This is a genomic window from Amycolatopsis sp. 2-15 (assembly GCF_030285625.1).
Classification (GTDB): domain Bacteria; phylum Actinomycetota; class Actinomycetes; order Mycobacteriales; family Pseudonocardiaceae; genus Amycolatopsis; species Amycolatopsis carbonis.
Genome location: NZ_CP127294.1, coordinates 1,816,550 through 1,836,489 on the forward strand (window position 1 = coordinate 1,816,550; position 19,940 = coordinate 1,836,489).

The 19,940-nt window shown below is 69.1% G+C and carries 17 protein-coding genes and 1 tRNA gene; 8 read left to right on the plus strand and 10 right to left on the minus strand.

The window, feature by feature from the left end:
- Positions 1-531, minus strand: coding sequence for a GNAT family N-acetyltransferase (locus QRX50_RS08975; RefSeq protein ID WP_285971491.1), 531 nt, complete (start codon positions 529-531; stop codon positions 1-3).
- Between the two features lie 9 nt (positions 532-540).
- Positions 541-918, minus strand: coding sequence for a nitroreductase family deazaflavin-dependent oxidoreductase (locus QRX50_RS08980; RefSeq protein ID WP_285971492.1), 378 nt, complete (start codon positions 916-918; stop codon positions 541-543).
- A 114-nt stretch (positions 919-1,032) separates the two neighbouring features.
- Here QRX50_RS08980 and QRX50_RS08985 point away from each other — a divergent pair, with 114 nt between their 5' ends.
- From QRX50_RS08985 to QRX50_RS09000, 4 genes are all read left to right on the plus strand, one after another.
- Complete coding sequence (locus QRX50_RS08985) at positions 1,033-1,683, plus strand: hypothetical protein (RefSeq protein WP_285971493.1); 651 nt, start codon at positions 1,033-1,035, stop codon at positions 1,681-1,683.
- Positions 1,684-1,784: 101 nt separating this feature from the next.
- Complete coding sequence (locus QRX50_RS08990) at positions 1,785-2,132, plus strand: YciI family protein (RefSeq protein WP_285971494.1); 348 nt, start codon at positions 1,785-1,787, stop codon at positions 2,130-2,132.
- Positions 2,129-3,322, plus strand: coding sequence for an RNA polymerase sigma factor (locus tag QRX50_RS08995; RefSeq protein ID WP_285971495.1), 1,194 nt, complete (start codon positions 2,129-2,131; stop codon positions 3,320-3,322). Before QRX50_RS08990 ends, QRX50_RS08995 begins: the two co-directional genes overlap by 4 nt.
- A gap of 113 nt (positions 3,323-3,435) precedes the next feature.
- Positions 3,436-3,828: a nuclear transport factor 2 family protein gene (locus QRX50_RS09000; RefSeq protein ID WP_285971496.1), complete on the plus strand. Its 393-nt coding sequence runs from the start codon at positions 3,436-3,438 to the stop codon at positions 3,826-3,828.
- A gap of 4 nt (positions 3,829-3,832) precedes the next feature.
- Here QRX50_RS09000 and QRX50_RS09005 read toward each other — a convergent pair whose 3' ends face one another.
- From QRX50_RS09005 to QRX50_RS09015, 3 genes are all read right to left on the minus strand, one after another.
- Positions 3,833-4,108 carry a hypothetical protein gene (locus tag QRX50_RS09005; RefSeq protein ID WP_285971497.1) on the minus strand — a complete coding sequence of 92 codons (276 nt, stop codon included), beginning with the start codon at positions 4,106-4,108 and terminating at the stop codon, positions 3,833-3,835.
- 8 nt (positions 4,109-4,116) lie between these two features.
- Positions 4,117-5,250 carry an MFS transporter gene (locus tag QRX50_RS09010; protein WP_285971498.1) on the minus strand — a complete coding sequence of 378 codons (1,134 nt, stop codon included), beginning with the start codon at positions 5,248-5,250 and terminating at the stop codon, positions 4,117-4,119.
- Between the two features lie 381 nt (positions 5,251-5,631).
- A tRNA-Gly gene (locus tag QRX50_RS09015) sits at positions 5,632-5,705 on the minus strand.
- A gap of 118 nt (positions 5,706-5,823) precedes the next feature.
- Here QRX50_RS09015 and QRX50_RS09020 point away from each other — a divergent pair.
- The 4 genes from QRX50_RS09020 to QRX50_RS09035 all read left to right on the plus strand — a co-directional run bounded on the left by QRX50_RS09020 (position 5,824) and on the right by QRX50_RS09035 (position 14,625).
- Positions 5,824-7,020, plus strand: coding sequence for an oxygenase MpaB family protein (locus QRX50_RS09020; RefSeq protein ID WP_285974402.1), 1,197 nt, complete (start codon positions 5,824-5,826; stop codon positions 7,018-7,020).
- A gap of 301 nt (positions 7,021-7,321) precedes the next feature.
- Entirely contained in the window at positions 7,322-7,903 is a 582-nt protein-coding gene (gene dcd, locus QRX50_RS09025) for a dCTP deaminase (protein WP_285971499.1), read from the plus strand.
- Positions 7,904-8,329: 426 nt separating this feature from the next.
- Complete coding sequence (locus tag QRX50_RS09030) at positions 8,330-13,687, plus strand: DUF7507 domain-containing protein (RefSeq protein ID WP_285971500.1); 5,358 nt, start codon at positions 8,330-8,332, stop codon at positions 13,685-13,687.
- Positions 13,688-13,875: 188 nt separating this feature from the next.
- Entirely contained in the window at positions 13,876-14,625 is a 750-nt protein-coding gene (locus QRX50_RS09035; protein WP_285971501.1) for a CAP domain-containing protein, read from the plus strand.
- A gap of 9 nt (positions 14,626-14,634) precedes the next feature.
- Here QRX50_RS09035 and QRX50_RS09040 read toward each other — a convergent pair whose 3' ends face one another.
- The 5 genes from QRX50_RS09040 to QRX50_RS09060 form a co-directional block, all read right to left on the minus strand.
- The gene (locus tag QRX50_RS09040) at positions 14,635-15,639 is read right to left on the minus strand and encodes a cation diffusion facilitator family transporter (RefSeq protein ID WP_285971502.1); all 1,005 of its coding nucleotides are present in this window, start codon (positions 15,637-15,639) and stop codon (positions 14,635-14,637) included.
- Between the two features lie 28 nt (positions 15,640-15,667).
- The gene (locus QRX50_RS09045; RefSeq protein WP_285971503.1) at positions 15,668-16,081 is read right to left on the minus strand and encodes a DUF742 domain-containing protein; all 414 of its coding nucleotides are present in this window, start codon (positions 16,079-16,081) and stop codon (positions 15,668-15,670) included.
- A 300-nt stretch (positions 16,082-16,381) separates the two neighbouring features.
- Entirely contained in the window at positions 16,382-16,966 is a 585-nt protein-coding gene (locus QRX50_RS09050) for a hypothetical protein (protein ID WP_285971504.1), read from the minus strand.
- Positions 16,960-17,313: a hypothetical protein gene (locus QRX50_RS09055; protein ID WP_285971505.1), complete on the minus strand. Its 354-nt coding sequence runs from the start codon at positions 17,311-17,313 to the stop codon at positions 16,960-16,962. The genes QRX50_RS09050 and QRX50_RS09055 overlap by 7 nt, the downstream gene beginning before the upstream one ends.
- A 149-nt stretch (positions 17,314-17,462) precedes the next feature.
- Complete coding sequence (locus QRX50_RS09060) at positions 17,463-19,763, minus strand: (Fe-S)-binding protein (RefSeq protein ID WP_285971506.1); 2,301 nt, start codon at positions 19,761-19,763, stop codon at positions 17,463-17,465.
- Positions 19,764-19,940 lie beyond the last annotated feature (177 nt).

Sequence of the window (19,940 nt, forward strand, 5' to 3'; positions counted from 1 at the left end):
TCAGTCGACGAGTTCGGGTTCCAGCAGGCTCATCAGGTACATGTCGTAATACTTCCCGTCACTGCCGCGGAAGCATTCGCGGTGCCGGCCGTCCTCGACGAAGCCGACCTTGCGATAGACGTGGCGCGCGCGTTCGTTGTCGGCGACGACCCACAGGGCGATGAGGTGCAGGCGCATCACGTTGAAGCCGTAGCGGCACATCAGCCGCATGGCCTCGGTGCCGTAACCGCCGTTCCAGTGGTCCTTCTCGCCGATGTAGATGTCCAGCTCGGCGCGGCCCGTCTCGGGTTCGGCGTCGCGCAGGTCGATGACGCCGATCAGCTCGCCCGACGTCACCGACTCGATGCCCAGGACCACGTGCGAGTACGTGTTGACCGTGCGTTCCTCGCAGCGCTTGCGCACCTGGTCCAGCGAACGCGGGTGCGAGTTGTTCATCCACTGCCCGACCTCCGGGTCGTGGATCCACCGGTACAGCGACTCCGCGTCCGACGTCTCCAGTGCCCGCAGCCGCACCAGCTTGCCCGTGAGCATCGCTCCCCCTCACTCCCGCCGCAGCAGCAGGAAGTCCTCGACCCCGACGAGCCCGAGGAACTGGCGCACCCCGGGCGGCATCGGACGGCGGGACCCATCATGCATGAGCCGTGGATCACTGACGCGCCATTTTCGCCCGCGCGTGACGAGGTCCGCATGGCCCGCGGCCAGCACGTTCTTGACCCAGTCGGTGTCCGGGCCGTAGGTGAGGGCGACAACGAAGCCTTCGTCGGTGCGGAAGACGTTCAGCGGAGTGCGGAACTCTTTGCCGGACCGGCGGCCCTTGTGCACGACGACGCCGAAGCCGGGCAGCCACCCGGCGAACGGTCCCGTGACGCGGTTGGTCACCACGCGGTTGAAGTGGGCGAGGCGTTCTGGCAGCACCATCCGGCCAGGGTAATCCAACGTCCGTGGAATTAGCGCGTTTTCGGCCCGGTGCGAGGCCGGTTCGCACGTCTGGTGGGATGTTCGCGAACGCCGGCACGACGCGGGGAGAAGAACATGTCGAACGACTGGCCGCTGCGACAGGACCCGGAGTCGCCCGTGATCTTCGCGCGGGCGTTGCTCGAGGACCCCTCGCAGCTCGCGTTCGTGGTCCTCGACGATGACGACGACTGGTTCATCAGCGACGGCGCCGAGTTCGACGAGGACATGGACGTCAACCGCGAGCAGTTCGGCGCGGTCTCGCTGCGCGAAGCCGTCGAGCTCATCCCGCAGCTCACGGCGCTGGCGTCGCTGCCCACCGGCATGGCGGCCGACTGGGACCCGGACCGCGAGGCGTGGCTGCTGAGCTCCGTCGCCGACTCGGACGACGAGGCCGAGGACCGCGAGATCCGCGACGCTCGCATCGCCGCGTGGCAGCACTCGGGCTCGCCGGTAGACGAGGTGCAACTTTCGACCGGGCTCACCGAGATCGTGGCCGGCGGCGACGCGCCCGTTCGCGCGGTGCGCCAGGTCGTGCGCGAGGGTGACGGCACGTGGCTCTTCGTGGGCTTCGAGGTGCCCGAAGCCGAGGACTTCGAGGTCGAGGGCCTGGAGCTGGAGCACGTGGTGAGCCTGTACCCGGACGTCGTGACGGTGCTGCAGGCCGCGCCCGGCCAGGTCTTCGACCGCGCGGAGCCGGGTGCCGAGTGGGAGCTCGTCGAGGGCTGAAAGTTTTTCCGCGGCGATTGTCCTGGCGCGGTAGGGCCTGTTCGTCCTTAGAGTGTTAGCCGGCGAACGGCGCCGGTCCGGACACACTTGCAGGAGCAGCCATGCCTACCTATGCCGCGATCATCTACTCCGCCGACGTGGACCCGACGCAGCCCGAAGCCGCCGCGATGATGAAGGACTACAACGAGTTCGGCGCGGCCGCGGCCGCCGTCATCCGTGGTGGCAGGGCGCTGTACCCGACGGCGACCGCCACCACCGTCCGCGTGACCGGCGGCAAGGGCGGCGACATCGTGACCAGCGACGGCCCGTACGCCGAGACGAAGGAAGCCCTCACCGGCTTCTACCTCATCGAATGCGCCGACCTCGACGAAGCCGTGAAGGTCGCCGCGCAGATCCCGGGCGCGTGGGACGGCGCCGTCGAGGTGCGCCCGGTCGTCGAGTTCTCGTGACGGTCGCCGGTGACACGCTGGCGCGGCTCATCCGGGACGAGGGGACCCGGGTGCTCGCCACGCTCGTGCGGGTCATCGGCAGCGTGGACCTGGCCGAGGACGCGGTGCAGGACGCCGTCGTGCGGGCGCTCGAAACGTGGCCGCGCGACGGCGTCCCGGACAATCCGCGGGCCTGGCTGCTCGTGACGGCGCGGCGGCGCGCCGTCGACGTGCTGCGCCGTGAGGCCAAGCGCGTCGGGAAGGAGGCGGACGCGATGCCGCTCGCCGACGACGACCCGCCTCCCTCGGTGATTCGCGATGACCTGTTGCGCCTCGTGTTCACCTGCTGCCACCCGTGTCTGTCGGTGGACGCGCAGGTCGCCTTGTCGTTGCGGACACTCGGCGGTTTGTCCACCGCCGAGGTCGCGCGCGGCCTGCGCCTGCCCGAGGCAACGGCGGCGAAGCGGCTGACGCGGGCGAAGCAGAAGATCGCGACGGCGGGGATCCCGTACCGCGTGCCGGCGGCCGACGAGCTGCCCGAGCGGCTTTCCGGCGTGGCGGCGACGGTGTACCTGATCTTCAACGAGGGCTACGCGGGCGCGCGCGCTCCGCTGGTCGACGAAGCCGTGCGGCTGGCTCGGCTGCTCGCGTCGCTGATGCCGGACGAGCCGACGGTGCTGGGGCTGCTGGCGTTGCTGCTGCTGCACGACGCGCGCCGCTGCACACGCGTCGCCGACGACGGATTGCCCGCGTTGCTGGCCGATCAGGACCGTTCACTGTGGGACGCGGTGCTGATCCAGGAGGGCGTTTTGCTGGTGGGGCGCGCTTTGCGGCGCACGCCTTCCGCGCCCAACCCTTATGTGGTCGAAGCGGCGATCGCGGCCTGTCACGCCTTGGCGCCGACGTACGCGTCGACCAACTGGGACGCCGTGATCTCTTGGTACGACGTGCTTTTCACCGTCCGCCCGAGCCCGGTGGTGTCACTCAACCGCGCCGCCGCGATCGCCGAACGTGACGGCGCCGCGGTGGCCTTGCCGCTCGTGGACGCGTTGGAGGCGCTGGCGGACTACCCCTGGTGGCACGCGACGCGCGCGGAACTGTTGCACCGCTTGGGTAATCCCTGTGAGGCTCGCGCTGCTCTCGAGCTCGCCGAGGCGACGGGCCTTGGTGGCGGCCACGCCGCCCTACTGCGGCGGCGAGTAGGTGAATAGGGCGGTCTTGACACGTTCGCGGCCCAGCGCGTTCGATGGTGACACGCCCTGCGGCCGGTGAGCGCGCCCGCGCCCAGGGCGCCCAAACTTCCCGCCCGCAGAGGGGGCCCACGATGGCCGAACACCCCAACGCGACAATCATCCGCCGCGGCTACGCGGCCTTCTCCGCCGGCGACGTCGAGGCCTTGACGGAACTGCTCGCGGCCGACGCCGTCCAGCACATGCCGGGCCACAACGTCTTCTCCGGCGACCACCATGGCCGCGACGCGATCCTCTCGATGTACGGACAACTCGCCGCCCGCAGCGATGGCACCCTCCGCGTGACCCTCGAGGAGGTCTACGCGAACGACGACGAGGTCGTCACGGTCTACCACTCCACCGGCACCCACGGCGACAAACACCTCGACACCCGCCACGCCCTGGTCTTCCGCATGCGCGACGGCAAAGCGGTGGATCTCTTGGACGTCTCCCAGGACGAGGCCTCTGACGACGCCTTCTGGGCCTGAGTGTCTATTGTGGATCGATTCTCCTGGTGAGCTCGACCCACGCCAGACCCCACCCACTGGACACGGCGATTTCCTCGAGCGCTCCGGTGGGGAGGCAGAGTTCGGCGAACCGTTGCTCTGCCTGGGCGTCGCCCCTCTTGATGCGTCGCTTGAGCTCTTCCAGCTCGGCGGCGGCGTCGTCCGTGGAGCGGTAGCTGCTCCAGGTGACGTCGTGCTCGCCGGTGCGGAGGATGTTCAGCAGGCCGGTGATGACTTCGCAGAGCTGCTCGCCACGCGTCATGGGTGGGATTATCGCCGGTAATGGCCGAGGGAAACACCCTCACCGCTCGTCGGCGGTCGACGATGCCTGTCGAGGATGAGCGCGGCACCCACCGCGACGATGAAGGCGCCACCGAGCGCCAAGAAGATGCCGGCGGTGTCGAAGCCGATGAGGCCGGCGACTGCGGCACCTGCGGCCGACAATGTGATTTTCAGGGCGCCCATGGCAACGAAGACCTGTGCTCTGCCTCTGTCCGGAGAGTACGCGGTCCGGGCGGCCAGGGTGGCCACGAAGAAGGGCCCGCTCAAGAATCCGGCTATCACGAACGCGACGAGTGCTGTTGCGAAGTTCGGCGCCAAGCCGCCCAGTACAAACGTGGTACCGATGGATATCGAGTAGCAAATGGTCGTTCTATCCGCTTCTCCCTTGAGCGGCACGACGCTGGTGAAGATCGACCCCAGCAGACTCCCTGCTCCGTAGAGAGCTGCGAGCAGCGCGCCGCTGTCCGGGTCTCCCCGCAGCTGGATTCCGCGACCGACGGCGAGGATCGCCATCGAACCCGCGACGAAAGACGTCACCATCATGGCCACGGTGGCCCGGCGCAGACCGCTCGCATGCACGATGTGGCTGATGACTCGTCGCATCCCGAGCGCCGTCTCGGCTTCCGGGCCGTCCTGTGTCGGCACCGCGGGTAGCGTCATCATGAGCGCCCCGGCGACGGCAGCGGTGCCTGAGAGTGCCAGCACGGCGGTGAGCGGTGTGCTGGCGGTCGCGATGCTCGCGACGATGGCCGGCCCGGCACTCCCGGCCACCCCGTAGGTGAGAGCGTCCAGGCCTTGGGCTCGACGCTGAATGGCCTTGCTCGGGGGCACCATCAGGCTGAGTTGGCTGCTCAAGCCTGCCGTGAGGACGGGGCCGCAGACGCCCGCCACCACGACAAAGGCCAGGGAGACGACGAGTGGGGCACGGCCGATGGACAGCGCCGCGGCGGCCAGAGCGACGCCGTACAGGACACAACAGGTCGCGATGAACGGCCGTCCGTCGCCGACGCGATCCAGCCGGCGTGCGAGGAGCGGGCCGAGAAGATGCGGCAGGTTGAGGCACACAGCGAAAAGGCCGGCGTCCATACCACCACCGCCCGGCTCGGCGACAAGCAGAATCAAGCCGACAGTGGCCCCGGCGTCCGGGACGCGAGCAGACGCCGCGGCTCCGACGTAGTGAAGGAGCCGCCTCGCGGTCCCCGACGAGTGAGACAGGTTGCACCCCCAGTTCACAGATCGTGTGCCAGGTTCTCACGTCTCCGGCGGCATGGTGTGCAGTTCGGATCGTCCAGCCAGTTGTCCCACGGCACGTTGGACAAGACGCGCGGAGAAGATGGGTCCCACTTCCACGACTTCCGGCGGACAAAGCGTCCGAAGGGAAAACGCGAAAATGGAGCCGCCGAGTGATATTGCTGGGGATGTTGTTCGAACAGTACGTAGAAAATCAGAAAGGGTTCTTCCCCAAGTCGGGAAGAACCCTTTCTGATCTGCAAGAACAGTTCTTGGAGCGGATGACGGGAATCGAACCCGCGTATTCAGCTTGGGAAGCTGATGTTCTACCATTGAACTACATCCGCAGTGCCTGGTCAGCTTACACGGACGCGTGGTCGGTGTGTCCAGTGGGGCGTGGGTTGACGGCGCCGGGGGCAAGTGACAACACTTGTTGTCGACGGGGTTGCGGCGCCGGAGGTGGATGTGGTGGACGACCCGGTGTTGTTCCGGCAGGGCGGGTTTCGGCTGGTCGCGCGGTTGCGCGGGGTCGAGGGGCTGCGCGCCGGGGATGAGCAGGTGTGGCGGCTGAGGGAGTTCGCGCAGCGGCAGGACGCGCCGGCGGATGCGTTGGTGGAGTGGTTCGGGCGGGATGCCGGGAATCGGGCGCGGTTCGAGCGGGCGTTGGTGCGTGGGGTCGGCCCGGAAAGTGGCGCTGAGCTGCGGGAGTTCATGGCGGGCGTTGAGGCGACGCCGTATTGGGTGGATCGTGCGCGTCTGGAGCGTGGGGCGCGGGCGATCACGCGCGCGGGGTTGCTGGGGTTGTTTCCGCTGGGCGACATGTCCTTGATGGGCGGATATCTGGCGTCGCGGGCGACGAAGTCGTTGGTGGGGACCGGGGAGATCGAGCACCGGGCCACGAAGCGGCTGGTGGAGACGGCCGCGTGGTGGATCGATGTGACGACGCCCGGCGCGATGGGTCGCGCCGAGGCGGGGTTTCGGGCCGTGGTGCGGATCCGGGTGGTGCACGCCCACGTGCGGCGCGCGATGAACAGCCGCGAGGACTGGGACTACGAGCATTGGGACCGGCCGGTCAACCAGGTCCAGACCGCAGGCACGCTGCTGCTGTTTTCGCTGGTCTACGTCTTCGGCACGCAGCTGCTCGGCGTGCGCTACACCGAACGCGAGCGCGCCGACATCCTGCACCTGTGGCGCTACATCGGCTGGCTGATGGGCGTCGACGAGGAACTGCTGCCCGCCGACGAGGACGACGCCTGGCGGCTGCTCTGGCTCCTGGCCGCCACGGAATTCATCCCCGACGACGACTCGAAACGCCTGGCCAAGGCCCTCGTCGAGAGCCACGCCGCCATCGGTGAGGGCCGCGGCACCGCGGGCAAGGTGCTGGCGCACGTGAACGTCCAGGTTCACTCCGCGATCAGCCGCCTGGTGCTGGGCAAGGAGAACGCCGATTTCCTCGAGCTGCCGGACGACCCGGTCGCGCGGGCCGCGGTTGTGGCGGTCGCCGGGGTGAACTTCGCGGCGGAGACGGCCCGGCGGCTCATTCCGGGGGCGACGGCGCTGCAGGAGTTGCTCGGTGGGATGGGGCGCCGGAGGTACCTGAAGCGGCTGCACGAGGTGTTCAAGCCGGATACGTCGTACGGGCAGGACACGCGCGCCGCCTGAGCGGCAGAGGCGTGGGCACCGCGCCTGGACGGGTGCTCGCAGTGAGAGAGGTGTGGTCTGCGCGCCCGGGTTGGCAGGTGCCGCTTCAGGATGCCGGGTTGGCCGAAGCGCAGCGTCGGCCCAGGTCGGACCGGGCGGCACGCCCCGGGGCGTGTTCGGGTCGCCTGGGCGGTGGAGAGTGTGTGGCGTGGCAGAAATCGTCCGGAGCGGGCGGCGCCTGTGGGCGCTGGGCAGGCGGCGCGGAGATCGTCGGGAATGGGCGGATGGTGGGGCGGGCCCCTGGTGACGTTAGGCTGCGTCCGTGCTGCTCAGTGACCGTGACCTCCGCAAAGAGCTCGATGCCGACCGGCTCGGGATTGATCCGTTCGATCCCGCGATGGTCCAGCCGTCGAGCATCGATGTGCGGTTGGACCGGTTCTTCCGGGTGTTCGACAACAGCAAGTACACGCACATCGACCCGCAGCTGCAGCAGGACGAGCTGACCTCGCTGGTGGAGAAGGAGGGCGAAGAGCCCTTCGTGCTGCACCCGGGCGAGTTCGTGCTCGGGTCGACCTACGAGATGGTCACGTTGGCCGACGACCTCGCCGGGCGGCTCGAAGGCAAGTCCTCGCTGGGGCGGCTGGGGTTGCTGACGCACTCCACCGCGGGTTTCATCGACCCGGGCTTCTCGGGGCACATCACGCTCGAGCTGTCGAACGTCGCGAACCTGCCGATCACACTGTGGCCCGGCATGAAGATCGGCCAGCTGTGCATCTTCCGCCTGTCCAGCTCGGCGGAGTTCCCGTACGGCTCGAAGGAGGCCGGCTCCCGCTACCAGGGCCAGCGCGGCCCGACTCCGAGCCGGGCGTACAAGAACTTCCACCGTGTGAACACCTGGCGCTAGCCCGGCACGGTGCCGGGCCGGGGTGCGACAACTTCGAGGGCACGTGGCATCGGGTCCGCAGGGGCGCCGCCTGGCCGGGGCGTGTGAACGTCCGCTTCGACGCTGGGCGGGTGTGTCAGGAGGTCCCTCAGGTGAGTGCCCGGCGTTCGGCCGAGGTGGGTGCCCGCCCGGCTCCAGGCCGGGTCGGGCCTACAGGAACGGCCATCGCGTGGACACCGGGCGCCAGTCCGACACCACTCGACGCGCGAGCTCGCGAACGACTACTCCGAAGGTGAACTCCGAACGGTGATCGGGTTCCTCGAAAGAGCCGCGGCGGTCACCCACGAGTCGACCGTGCGCATCACCAGTCGCTCGCTGGAGTGAGTTGCGGCCACGGCCGGGTTGGAAAACGCGATTCGTTCACCGGTTCGTGGAAAGCTCGCGGACATGGGCTCGGCCGGGAAACGTCTGCTCGCGGTACTCGGCCTCCTGGCCACGTTCGTCGTGCCCGCGCACGCGGACGCCGTCAAGGGATTGCCGCAGAACTACCACCAAGTGGTGTACGGCGATTTCCTCTACGCCGGCAACAGTGTGGTCGAGTGCACGCCGAGTGACGCCGACTGCGCGAAAGCCGCCGGTCGTGAGACGAAGAAGTCCGCCGGGGATTTCGCGCTGCGATGGTCCGATGTGGACTCCGATGCGAGCACATTCGACTCCTCCGCCGCGTCGGTCACGATTCCGCCCGGAGCGAAGGTCGCGTTCGCGCGGCTGAGCTGGGGCGGCACGAGAACGGCATGCGCGAGTCCCGCCGGCTCGCCGAGGACGCAGGCCGTGCGGTTTTCCGTCGGCGCAGCCCAATCCGACGTCGCGCCTGGGTCCTACGCCGAGGACGCCAAGTTCTACTCCGCCTACGCCGACGTGACCGGTCAGTTCGCGACAGCCCCGACCGGCGCGCCGCTCACCCTCACCGCGGCCGACGTCTGGACCACCGCCGGGCGCGGGTGCGGTGGGGGCTGGTCGGTCGCGATCGTCTTCTCCTACCCCACGCGCGATCCCCAGTACGCGCCGGTCAAGCGCGCGATTTACGTCTACGACGGCCACGTGCCGCAGGCCGCGAACGGTTCCGCCACGACCACCACCGTCACCGGTTTCCGTGCGGCCTCGGCCGACGCCCACGTCGGTGTGACGGCCGAAGGCGGCGACTGGGGCACGACGGGTGACCGCTTCCTCATCAACGACAAACCCGTCGCCGAACCCGGCACCGGCGCGTCGGACAACTTCTTCGTCGCCAGCACCGACAATGCCGCGAAACCCGACGTCGAGAACACCTTCGGCATCGACGCGAAGGCGCTCAGCAGCGACGCCGTGCCCAGCGGCGCGACCAGCGCGAAGCTCGCGTTCAGCAGCACCGGCGACGATTTCGTCGCGCAGAGCCTGGTGTTCTCCGTGCCCGTGCCGGATCTGCAGCTCGTGACGCACACCGATCCGCCGCGCGCGCACGCCGGCGACCAGGTCACCGTGACCGTCGGCGTCACCAACCCGAACGACACCGCCGCCACCGGCGTCGAGGTGACCGACGACCGCTTTCCCGCCTGCGCCAAGAAGATCGGTGAGCTCGCCGCGGGCGCGACCACGGGTTACCAGTGCACGGTGACCGCGCCGGACGACGACGTCACGAGCGCCGCGAAGGTCACCGGCACCAGCACGCTCGGTGACGCACTCGACGGCAGCGCGACCACTCGCGTCGACGTCGTGCACCCGGCGATCACGCTCGCGCAGCAAGTCGACAAGGCGGCTTATCGCGCCGGCGACGTGGTTACGTTCACGGTCACCGCCACCAACACCGGTGACGTGCCGCTGCACGACGTGGCCATAACCGACGCGAAGGTCGGCGCGTGCGCGCGCACGATCGGGACGCTCGCGCCGGGCCAGCACACCACCGGAACCTGCACGGCGAAGGCGCCGGTGCCCGACACCAGCGCTTCCGTCGCCGGCACCGACCCGCTGGGCAAGACGGTGACAGCCAACGCGGACGTCAAGGTTCCCGGCATCGCGCCCGCGCTCGACGTCACCAAGACGGTGGACCCCGCCGTCGTCCACGCCGGTGACCCGGTGACCTGGACGATCACCGTGCGCAACGCCGGCGACAGCCCGCTGAACCCCGTGGTCGTCACCGACGCCACCACGCCGGAATGCTCGCGGACGTTCGGCGCGCTCGCCGCCGGCGCGCAGCAGAGCTTCCCATGCGGGGCGAACCCGGCGCTGACCACGACGAACACGGTGACGGCGACCGGCACCGACCTGTCGGGGCAGCTCGTCACCGACACCGCGGCGGCCACCGCGAAGGTGATCCACCCGGCGTTGTCGCTCACGAAGACGGCGGCGCCGGCGCAGGTGCGCGAAGGGGACCGCGTGACCTTCACCGTCACGCTGAAGAACACCGGTGACGCGCCGCTCGACGACGTCGCGGTGACCGATGACCGCACACCCGGCTGCGTGCGGAAGTTCGGGAGGCTGGCACCGCAGGCCACGCAGACCTACCAGTGCGACTTGCTCGCGCCGGGCGCCGACTTCACGGACCCCGTCGTCGCGACCGGCAAGGACGAGCTGGGCAAACAACTCAGCGTGACGGCCGACGCGCCGGTCGATGTCATCCACCCCGCGGTCGCGGTCACGGAATCCGCCGCGCCCGCGCAGGTGCGTGAGGGGGACCACGTGACCCTCAGTGTCACGGTGAGCAACACCGGTGACGTCCCGCTGGACGATCTCGCCGTGACCAGCACCAAGGTCCCCTGGTGCGCCAAGCAGCTGGGAATCCTGGCGTCGCAAGGGAAACAGACGTTCACCTGCACCACGGTGGCCGGAAAAGATGGCTTCACCAACTCCGTGACAGCCACCGGAACCGACCCGACCGCCCGCACGGTCACCGCCTCGGCCGACGCGAAGTTCACCGTGCAGCACCCGGCCGTAACGCTCGCCACGACCGTCCAAGGTGGACCCTTCCGCGAGCACGACAGCGTGCCGCTCCAGGTCATCGTCACCAACACCGGCGACACCCCACTCACGAAGCTGCACGTCACCACCGCAGCTCGCGCCGAGACCTGCGCGCAGGACCACGACACCCTGGCGCCCGGCGCCACCTGGACCTTCACCTGCACCACCACGGCACCGGCCGACGACGTCACGGAATCGCGCACCGTCACCGCCACCCCACCGGTGGGACCGGTCGTGACGGCAAGCGCCGAGACCGCCCTCGACGTGATCCACCCGGCCATCACCGTCACGCAGACGGTGGCGCCGACGGTCACCAGGCCCGGCGAACCCGCGACGTTCACCATCACCGCCACCAACACGGGCGACGCCGAACTGCACGACGTCGCCATCGAAGACCAAGCCGCACCCGAATGCGCCAACCGGCTCGGAACCCTGGCCCCACAAGCGAAACAGACCTACACCTGCACTCACTCCGCCGGCGACGACCTCACCAGCACCGCGAAAGCCACCGGCACTGACCCGTCGAACCGGCCGGTCACCGCGACCGCCGACGCGCACCTCGACGTGATCCACCCCGCCATCACGATTACCCAGTCGGCCAAGCCGCAGCAAGTGCGTGAAGGGGACCAAGTCACCTTCACGATCACGGTGCGCAACACCGGCGACGTCCCGCTCACCAAAGTGTCCATTATGGACGAAAAGGCCCCAGTCTGCGCCCGACCCGACGGCGGCACGACCCTCGCCCCCGGCGCCACCGACCACTACACCTGCACCACCCAAGCCGGCCCCGACGGCTACACCAACACCGCGAAGGTCACCGCCGCCGACCCACTCGGCGGCACCGTCACCGCGACAGCCGACGCCGCGTTCACCGTCGTCCACCCCGGCCTCTCACTCACCCGCACCGTGCACGGCGGTCCCTTCCGTGCCGGCGACGCCGTGACCACGACACTCACCGTGACCAACACCGGTGACTCACCCGTCACCGCCGTGCAAGTCACCGACGACCAGACGCCCGCGTGCGCCAAGATCTTCGACACCCTCGCCCCCGGCGCGAAGCAGTCCTACGACTGCACCTCACCCGCCCCCGCGGACGACTCCGTGCTCACCGCGCACGCCACCGGGATCCCCGCCACCGGCCCGCCCCTGACCGCGGCCGCCGACGCGAAGATCGACGTGATCCACCCGGCGATCACCGTGAAACCCGTTGCCGCACAACACCAAGCCCGGCCCGGCGACGACGTCACGATCACCGTCACCGTCACCAACACCGGCGACACCCCGCTGACGAACATCACCCTCACCGGCTGCCCCCACACCGAGAACCAACTGGCCACCGGCGCCGCCGCCACCTACACCTGCACCGTCAAAGCCGCGCCCGACGACTTCACCACCACCGTCAACGCCACCGCCAACGACCCGACGACCCGTCCGGTGACCGCGTCCGGCGCCACGGACGTCGACGTGATCCACCCCGAGATCGCGATCATGACCGACGCCGAGCCGTATCAGGTCCGCGAAGGCGACACCGTCACGTTCTCCGTGCTGGTGAAGAACGTCGGCGACGTCCCGCTCACCAAGGTGTCCGTTGTGGACGATCACACCGCCGCCTGCGCCCACGACGTCGCCACCCTCGCGCCCGACGCCGAAGACACCCACACCTGCACCACCGTCGCGGGCAAAACCGGCTTCACCAGCACCACCAAGGCCGCCGGCACCGACCCGACCCAACGCACGGTGACGGCGTCATCGCAAGCGTCGTTCGAGGTGCTGCAGCCGAAACTCACGGTCACGAAAACCAGCGCCGAAGGTCCCTTCGCCCCGGACGACTCCGTGCGCTTCGACCTCGTCCTCACCAACACCGGCGACACCGAACTGCACGACGTTCACGTCACGGACCCGCAGGCCCCCGAATGCGCGCGGACCTTCTCGACGCTGCCCGTCAACGGCATCCAGCGCTACCCGTGCACCACTACCGCGACCGGCTGGACCACCGACACCACTCAGGCCACCGCCACCCCGACCCGCGGCGCACCCATCACCACGACGGCAAGCAACCCCGTACCCGTGATCCACCCCGGACTCACCGTCACAACCGATCACCTCAACCAGCCCATCCGCCCCGGTGACCCCGTCACCTACCTGACCACCGTCCGCAACACCGGAGACGCCGAGCTGCACGACGTGACCGTTCGCGCCACCGACCCGGCCTGCGCGTTCACCGTGCCCCACCTCGAACCCGGCACCCAAACCCGCCGTGCCTGCACCCGCACGGCCGAAACGACGGCCGTCACCGACACCACCGCCACCGCCCAAGACCCCGCCGGCCACCAGCTCACGGCGACCACCACCACGACCACCGACGTCCTCGGCTCGAACGCCGCACCCGCGCAGCCGGTCAAGGTCATCCCCCGCCCGGCCCTGCACGTCACCGAACGAGCCGACCCGATCGCGAGCCCGGGCGACACCGTCACGTTCCTGGTCACCGCCGCCAACGCCGGCGACACACCCCTCACGGTCGACGGCCACCACCTCGACCCCGGCCGCCGGCGCGAATGGACCCGCACCGCCATCGCACCCCGCGGCGGCACGCTCACGGACGCCGTCGAAGTCACCGCCCAACGCGAAGGCGCACAGCCGCTCACCGTCCGCGCCGCCGCCACCGTCCGGATCCTCGACTCCCACGCGCGAACGGCCGCACAAAAGCAGCCGATCCCCGGCTCCGATCCCGACTTCACCTTCTACGTCCTGCTCGGCCTCGCCCTCCTCGGCTCAGGTGCCCTCCTCCTGCGCATCACCCGCGTGAGTTGAGTCTCCCGGCCTGCGCGGACGCATCACCGCACGCCGAGATCAGCTTGCGCCTGCACCAGGAAAACGCCGTCGGCCAAAGATCTTTCCCAGGCTTGATCAAATAAAGCGCTGGGCCTTTCGGGGGTAACGGTCGTAATCGGTTCGTGATAGTTTCCTCGCCCGTGTCCCCCATTGGTGCGCGTGGTCGAGTGGTTTTGGTGTCACTGAGTGTTCTTCTCGGCGGTTTCTCCGCCGCTGGAGGGACAGTGTGGCTCCACGACAGACCCAGCGTGGCGACGCTCGGTAGCACCGCCGCAGGTCAGTCCGATCCGCTGTCCGGCGTGCCGCCGGTCGATCCGTACGCGAAGCAGCCGTCGTCGTCCACTCCCGGCGGCATCCCGGCCCCGGACACGGGCGGCACGAGTGGCACCCCGACGCCCGACTCGACCGCCCCCACGACATCGACTTCAGCCGGCCCCGACGCGACGTCGACCACCGCGTCTGGCACCCCGAGCTCCGGCACCCCCGCGCCGCCCAAGCCGGATCCGAAGACCACCCCGGCGAAGACCACCCCGGCCCGCACCACGAACCCGTCGATGGCCGGCCAGGTCGTGGACCTCGTGAACGACGAGCGCGCCAAGGCCGGCTGCGATCCCGTCGCCGAGGAGCCGCACCTCGACCAGGCCGCGCAGGACCACAGCGACGACATGTCGGCCCGCAACTACTTCTCGCACGACACGCCCGAAGGCAAGCACTTCGACGAGCGCATCCGCGACGCCGGCTACAGCAAGCCGGGCGCCGAGAACATCGCGAAGGGCGCGACGAGCGCGAAGCAGGTGATGCAGCTGTGGATGAACTCCAGCGGCCACCGCGCGAACATCCTCAACTGCTCGCTGACCAAGCTCGGCGTCGGCGTGACCACCGCCGGCTGGTACTGGACGCAGGACTTCGGGTACTGAGCCGAAAACCTACAGCGAATCCTCGATCGGCCGCGTGCTCAAGTCGCCGTAGCGCGCCAGCACCGCGGCCCGCAGGTTCGGATCCGACCGCGGCACCGGCTCGATGAAGACCTCGGTGATGTCGTTGAACCCCTCGGTCAGCTCCCCCGCGATCCGCACGCAGGCGAACTCGACGTCGGCCGCCCCCAGCGAATCGTCGAAGTCCACGCGGGCGCACACGAGCACCTGGTCGGTGCCCATGAGCATCGTCTGCAGGTCCACCACCGCCTCGATTTCCGGGGCCGCCACGAGGTGGTCACGCACCCCGCGCACGATCCGCGGATCCGCCTGCCGGCCCACGAGCAGGCCCCGGTTGGTACGGCCCAGCAGGTACGCGACGCACGCGAGCAGCAGGCCGATGAGGATCGACGCGATGCCGTCCCACACCGACGAGCCCGTGAGCTGGTGCAACCCGATGCCGGCGAACGCGAGCAGCAGACCGATCAACGCGGCCGAGTCCTCGAACAGCACGGTCTTCGGCGCGGGGTCGTCGATCATGCGCAGGTAGGTGAAGAACGAACGCCGCTCCTGCCGGGCCTCCTTGCGCACCTGCCGGATCGCCTGCAGCCACGAAGTGCCTTCGAGGAGGAAGGCGATCCCCAGCACGGCGTAACCGACGATCGGGCTCGTCTGGTCCGTGCTCTCGCCGAACACGGTGGTGAAGCCCTCGTACAGCGCGAACATCGCGCCCGAGGCGAAGATCGAGACGGCCGCCAGCAGCGACCAGAAGTAGCGCTCCTTGCCGTAGCCGAACGGGTGGAGCCGGTCGGCCGGGCGCTCCGAACGTTTCAAGGCCGTGAGGAGCAGGACCTCGGTGATGGTGTCGGCGAAGGAGTGCGCCGCCTCCGACAGCATCGCGCCCGAGCCGGTGATGATCCCGGCGATCAGCTTCAGGATGGCGATGGCCAGGTTCACGCCGCCGGCCAGCAGCACCGTGAGGGTGCTCTCGCCGCCCGATTCTTCTTGCTCGCTCACGCGCAGAAGACTAGCCGCGCGGACGGGGTCAGAGTCGGTTGAGACCCGAAAGAACGCGCTCCATCAGCGCGATCGCCGGGCGGCCGTCCTCTTTGCGTTGCGGCGCGTGGATCGTCACGAGGCCGAGCTCGGCCAGGTCGTCGAGCAGGACCCGCGCGACGCCGAGCGGAACGCTCAGCGTCGCGGCCACCTCGGCCACCGACCGCGGGTACAGGCACAGCGACCGCACGATCCGGAACTCGCCCTTCACCTGCGGCGAGTTCCACCGCGGGTCGCCGGCGTTGGCCTTCACGAGCGCTTCGACGGCGAGGTTGCGGCGGGAGTGCGTGCGGCCGCGGGTGAGGACGTACGGCCGGACGAGCGTTCGCGGGCCGGGGACCGGCGACGGATCGGAGACCCAGCCGTCGCCCACCACGGGCTCGCCCGCGAACTCCTCGGGCACCTCGTTCGGCCAAACGGGTTCGGGGGTCCGGCCCCGTGCAACGCTTACTCGCCCGGAAGGCGGAAAGGGTGTGCCCGAGTGGCCGGTGTAACCAGGTCCGCTGTACCCGTTCACCACGTCGCGCCCCCTTATATCGGTAGCCGAATTCGCCTCCCGCAAGCGGCGTCGGTCGCGAGGAACCGTAGATTACGCCCGTTGTCCTGTCTGTCATCGGCAATGTGACGAAGCCGGACCAGAGGTGCAGAAAATGTGCACGGTAAACGTTTTCGCGACCATTCCGGTACGCTCGTACCTCTTGTGTCAAACGGTTACCGGAATTCGCCGACGGGCCGTGATCGTGAGTACCGAAAGCGTCGCGGCCACGAGGACCACCTGTTCGATGAGCGCCACCGGGTTGCCCGCCGTCACTAGACCGACCCAGCAGTACGTGACAATCGCGCCTGCTGCCAGGGAAAACGTGGGCGGACGGTAGTGCACGGCGTAGGCGACCACGGCCGCTTCGAGCGCCAGCATCAACACAACTGTGCCCCACGAATGGAGCAGCGCGGTCTTGTCCACCAGGTGGAACAGCGTGCTCGCCCCCAGCCCGACGGCGAACCCGGCCCACGCGTTGCCCCCGGCGACCGGCGGACGGACGGGCAGCCGAAAGGCGAACACGACCAGCACGACGGCCACCACGGCGGCGCCGAGCAGCTGTCCGGGCGCGGCGAGGAATGCCGGCGTTCCCATCATGCGAGACACCAGGAACGTGCCCGTCGCACCGACGAGCAGCGCCCCGGTCCACGCCACCGTGCCCGGCCGGCGCAGCCACGGCTCGCGCCCGAAGAACGCCTCCGCGATCGCGATCGGCGCCGCGATGCTCCAGACCACGTGCAGCGTCAGCACGAAAACCGTCCACTGGCCACCGATGCCGAGCCCGGCCCGTGCGCGGGGCTCAGCAGGTCGAGGCCGAGGTAGTGCGGGTTGAACAACGTTTGCGTGAGCAGGCCTTCTTCGACGACGCCGAAGGCCAGCGCGAGCGTGAGGATCGTCGGCCAGCCACGGCCGTGGCGGCGCGCGAGCTCACGGACCAACACCGCGGCCGAGCCGTAGAACGCGACGAACATCGCGAACATGCCGAGCTGTTGCCCGGGCTCGGGCGGCCCCGCGAGGTACTGGTCACCGAGGAGGAACTCGGCGACGAACGGGAAGACCAAGGCGAGTGCGGCGACCGCGGACTTGCGAAATGGCATGAAGTGATCGTGTCGCTGTGCGAGCATTCGCACACGGGCCGTAAATCACGACTGTCCCCATGACAAATGTCGGGGCCGGGAACGACTGAACGCCCCTTTCGCGACCGTTGTTGATCGTGAAAGGGGCGTTCAGCGCAGTTTGATACGGGCTATTTGTCCTCGTCCGGCAACGGGGTGCCGGTCGCCGTCTCGTCGGTCGGCACGTCGGGCTTGCTCGTGAGGTCGGCGTCCGACTCGCCCTCGAGCGAAGGCGCGCCCGCCGCCACCAGCGCCGGCTCCGGCTTGCGCTTCACGGCCGTGAGCAGCAGCTGAGCGACGTCCACGACCTCGACGCGCTCGCTCGCGAGGCCGTCGCTCTGCCGCGCGGTGACGCCGTCGGTGAGCATCACGCGGCAGAACGGGCAGCCCGTCGCGATCTTCGACGGCGCGGTGCCGAGCGCCTCGTCCACGCGCTCGACGTTGATCCGCTTGCCGATCTTCTCCTCCATCCACATCCGCGCACCGCCGGCACCGCAGCACATGGACCGGTCGCCGTGACGCGGCATCTCGCGCAGCTTCGCGCCCGAAGCGCCGACGAGCTCACGCGGAGCGTCGTAGACCTTGTTGTGGCGGCCCAGGTAGCACGGGTCGTGGTAGGTGACGTCCTCCGCGACGGGCGCGACCGGCGTCAGGTACTTCTCGCGCACCAGGCGGTTGAGCAGCTGCGTGTGGTGCACGACGTCGAACTGGCCGCCCAGCTCCGGGTACTCGTTGGCCAGCGTGTTGAAGCAGTGGGCGCAGGTCACCACGACCTTGCGCGCCTTGCGCTCGCGGCCCTCGAACACCGAGTTCAGGACCTCGACGTTCTGCTGCGCCAGCATCTGGAACAGGAACTCGTTGCCCGCGCGGCGCGCCGGGTCACCGGTGCACGACTCCTCCGAGCCGAGCACGGTGTACTTCACGCCCGCGATGTGCAGCAGCTCGGCCACGGCGCGCGTGGTCTTCTTCGCGCGGTCCTCGAACGCGCCGGCGCAGCCGACCCAGAACAGGTACTCCGCGTCGCCCAGATCGCCGTCGAAGACGGGCACCTCGAAGTCGAGGTCCTCCGTCCACTGCAGACGGTCCTTGGCGTTCTGGCCCCACGGGTTGCCCTTGTTCTCCAGGTTCTTGAACATGCCGTTCAGCTCCGTGGGGAACGACGACTCGATCATCACCTGGTAGCGGCGCATGTCCACGATGTGATCCACGTGCTCGATGTCCACCGGGCACTGCTCGACGCAGGCACCGCAGCTGGTGCAGGACCACAGCATGTCCGGGTCGATCACGCCGCCGTCGTCGGCGCCGCCGATCAGCGGCCGCTCGGACTCGGCCAGCGCCAGCACGTCGATGCCCGCGTGGGGGTTGTCCCCGGTCAAGCCGATCTCGTCGCCGGCCATGTCGCGCTTGCCGCCGGCCAGCAGGTAGGGCGCCTTCGCGTACGCGTGGTCGCGCAGCTGTGTGATCAGCAGCTTCGGCGACAGCGGCTTGCCCGTGTTCCACGCGGGGCACTGCGACTGGCAGCGGCCGCACTCGGTGCAGGTGGAGAAGTCGAGCCAGCCCTTCCAGCTGAAGTCCTCGACCTTGCCGACGCCGAACGTGTCCTCGTCCGGATCGGCTTCCTCGAGGTCGAGCACCTTGCCCTTGCTCATCATCGGCTTCACCGCGCCGAGCGCGACGCCGCCGTCGTCCTCGCGCTTGAAGTAGATGTTGAAGAACGCGCTGAAGCGGTGCCACGCGATACCCATGGTCATCGTGCGGGCCACCACGATCAGCCACACCGTGGCGCTCATCAGCTTGACGAACGCGAACACCGACACGAGCGCGGCGCTCGACGGCAGCGCGTGCGACAGCGGGTTGGACACGAAGGCGGCCCAGGTCGGCGTCTCGTGCACGCCCATCGCGGCCTTCGCCGCGCGCACGCCGATGATGCCGATGCCCTCGATGATCACCACGGCCTCGACGAAGTAGGCCCACTTGAAGTTCGAGCCCGCGAAGCGCGACTGCCGGTCGGCGCGGCGCGGGTGGTTGGCCTGGCGGATGAGCACCAGGCCGATGCCGCCGACGATCGTGGCCACGCCGAGCAGCTCCATGAGCAGGCTCCACAGCGACCAGTCCTCGAGGACCGGCCAGCCCCACGTCGGCACGAACACCTCGCCGTAGGCCTCGAACAGCGCGAGCGACCCGATGAGGAAGCCCCACATCACCATCCAGTGCCAGGGCGCGACCTGCCGGAACTTCGCCATGCGCGTGTGCGCGGCGAACTCCTTGATCAACGTGCCGAGCCGCGGCATGAACGGTCCGTTGCGCGTCGGGTCGGGCTGGCCCAGCCGGATCACCCGCACGAAGCGGGCGATGGTGGCGATGAACAATCCCCAGGCGACGATGCCCAGGAGGACCGAGATCCCCCCGAGCGTCAGCTCTACAGCGCCCATCGTCGGGTGCCTTTCGTCCGGTGTGGTGGTGCCGGTGCCTGTGCGCGGGTCACAGCCCCGGTGCCGAGCAGGGTAACGCTTCTTACTGATGGGTAACTGGTTGGCAGCACCCAAGTCCCACCGATGTGGTGCACGCCTCGCTGGCTAAGTGAGACGATCGTTCAGGTAGTTTCGTAC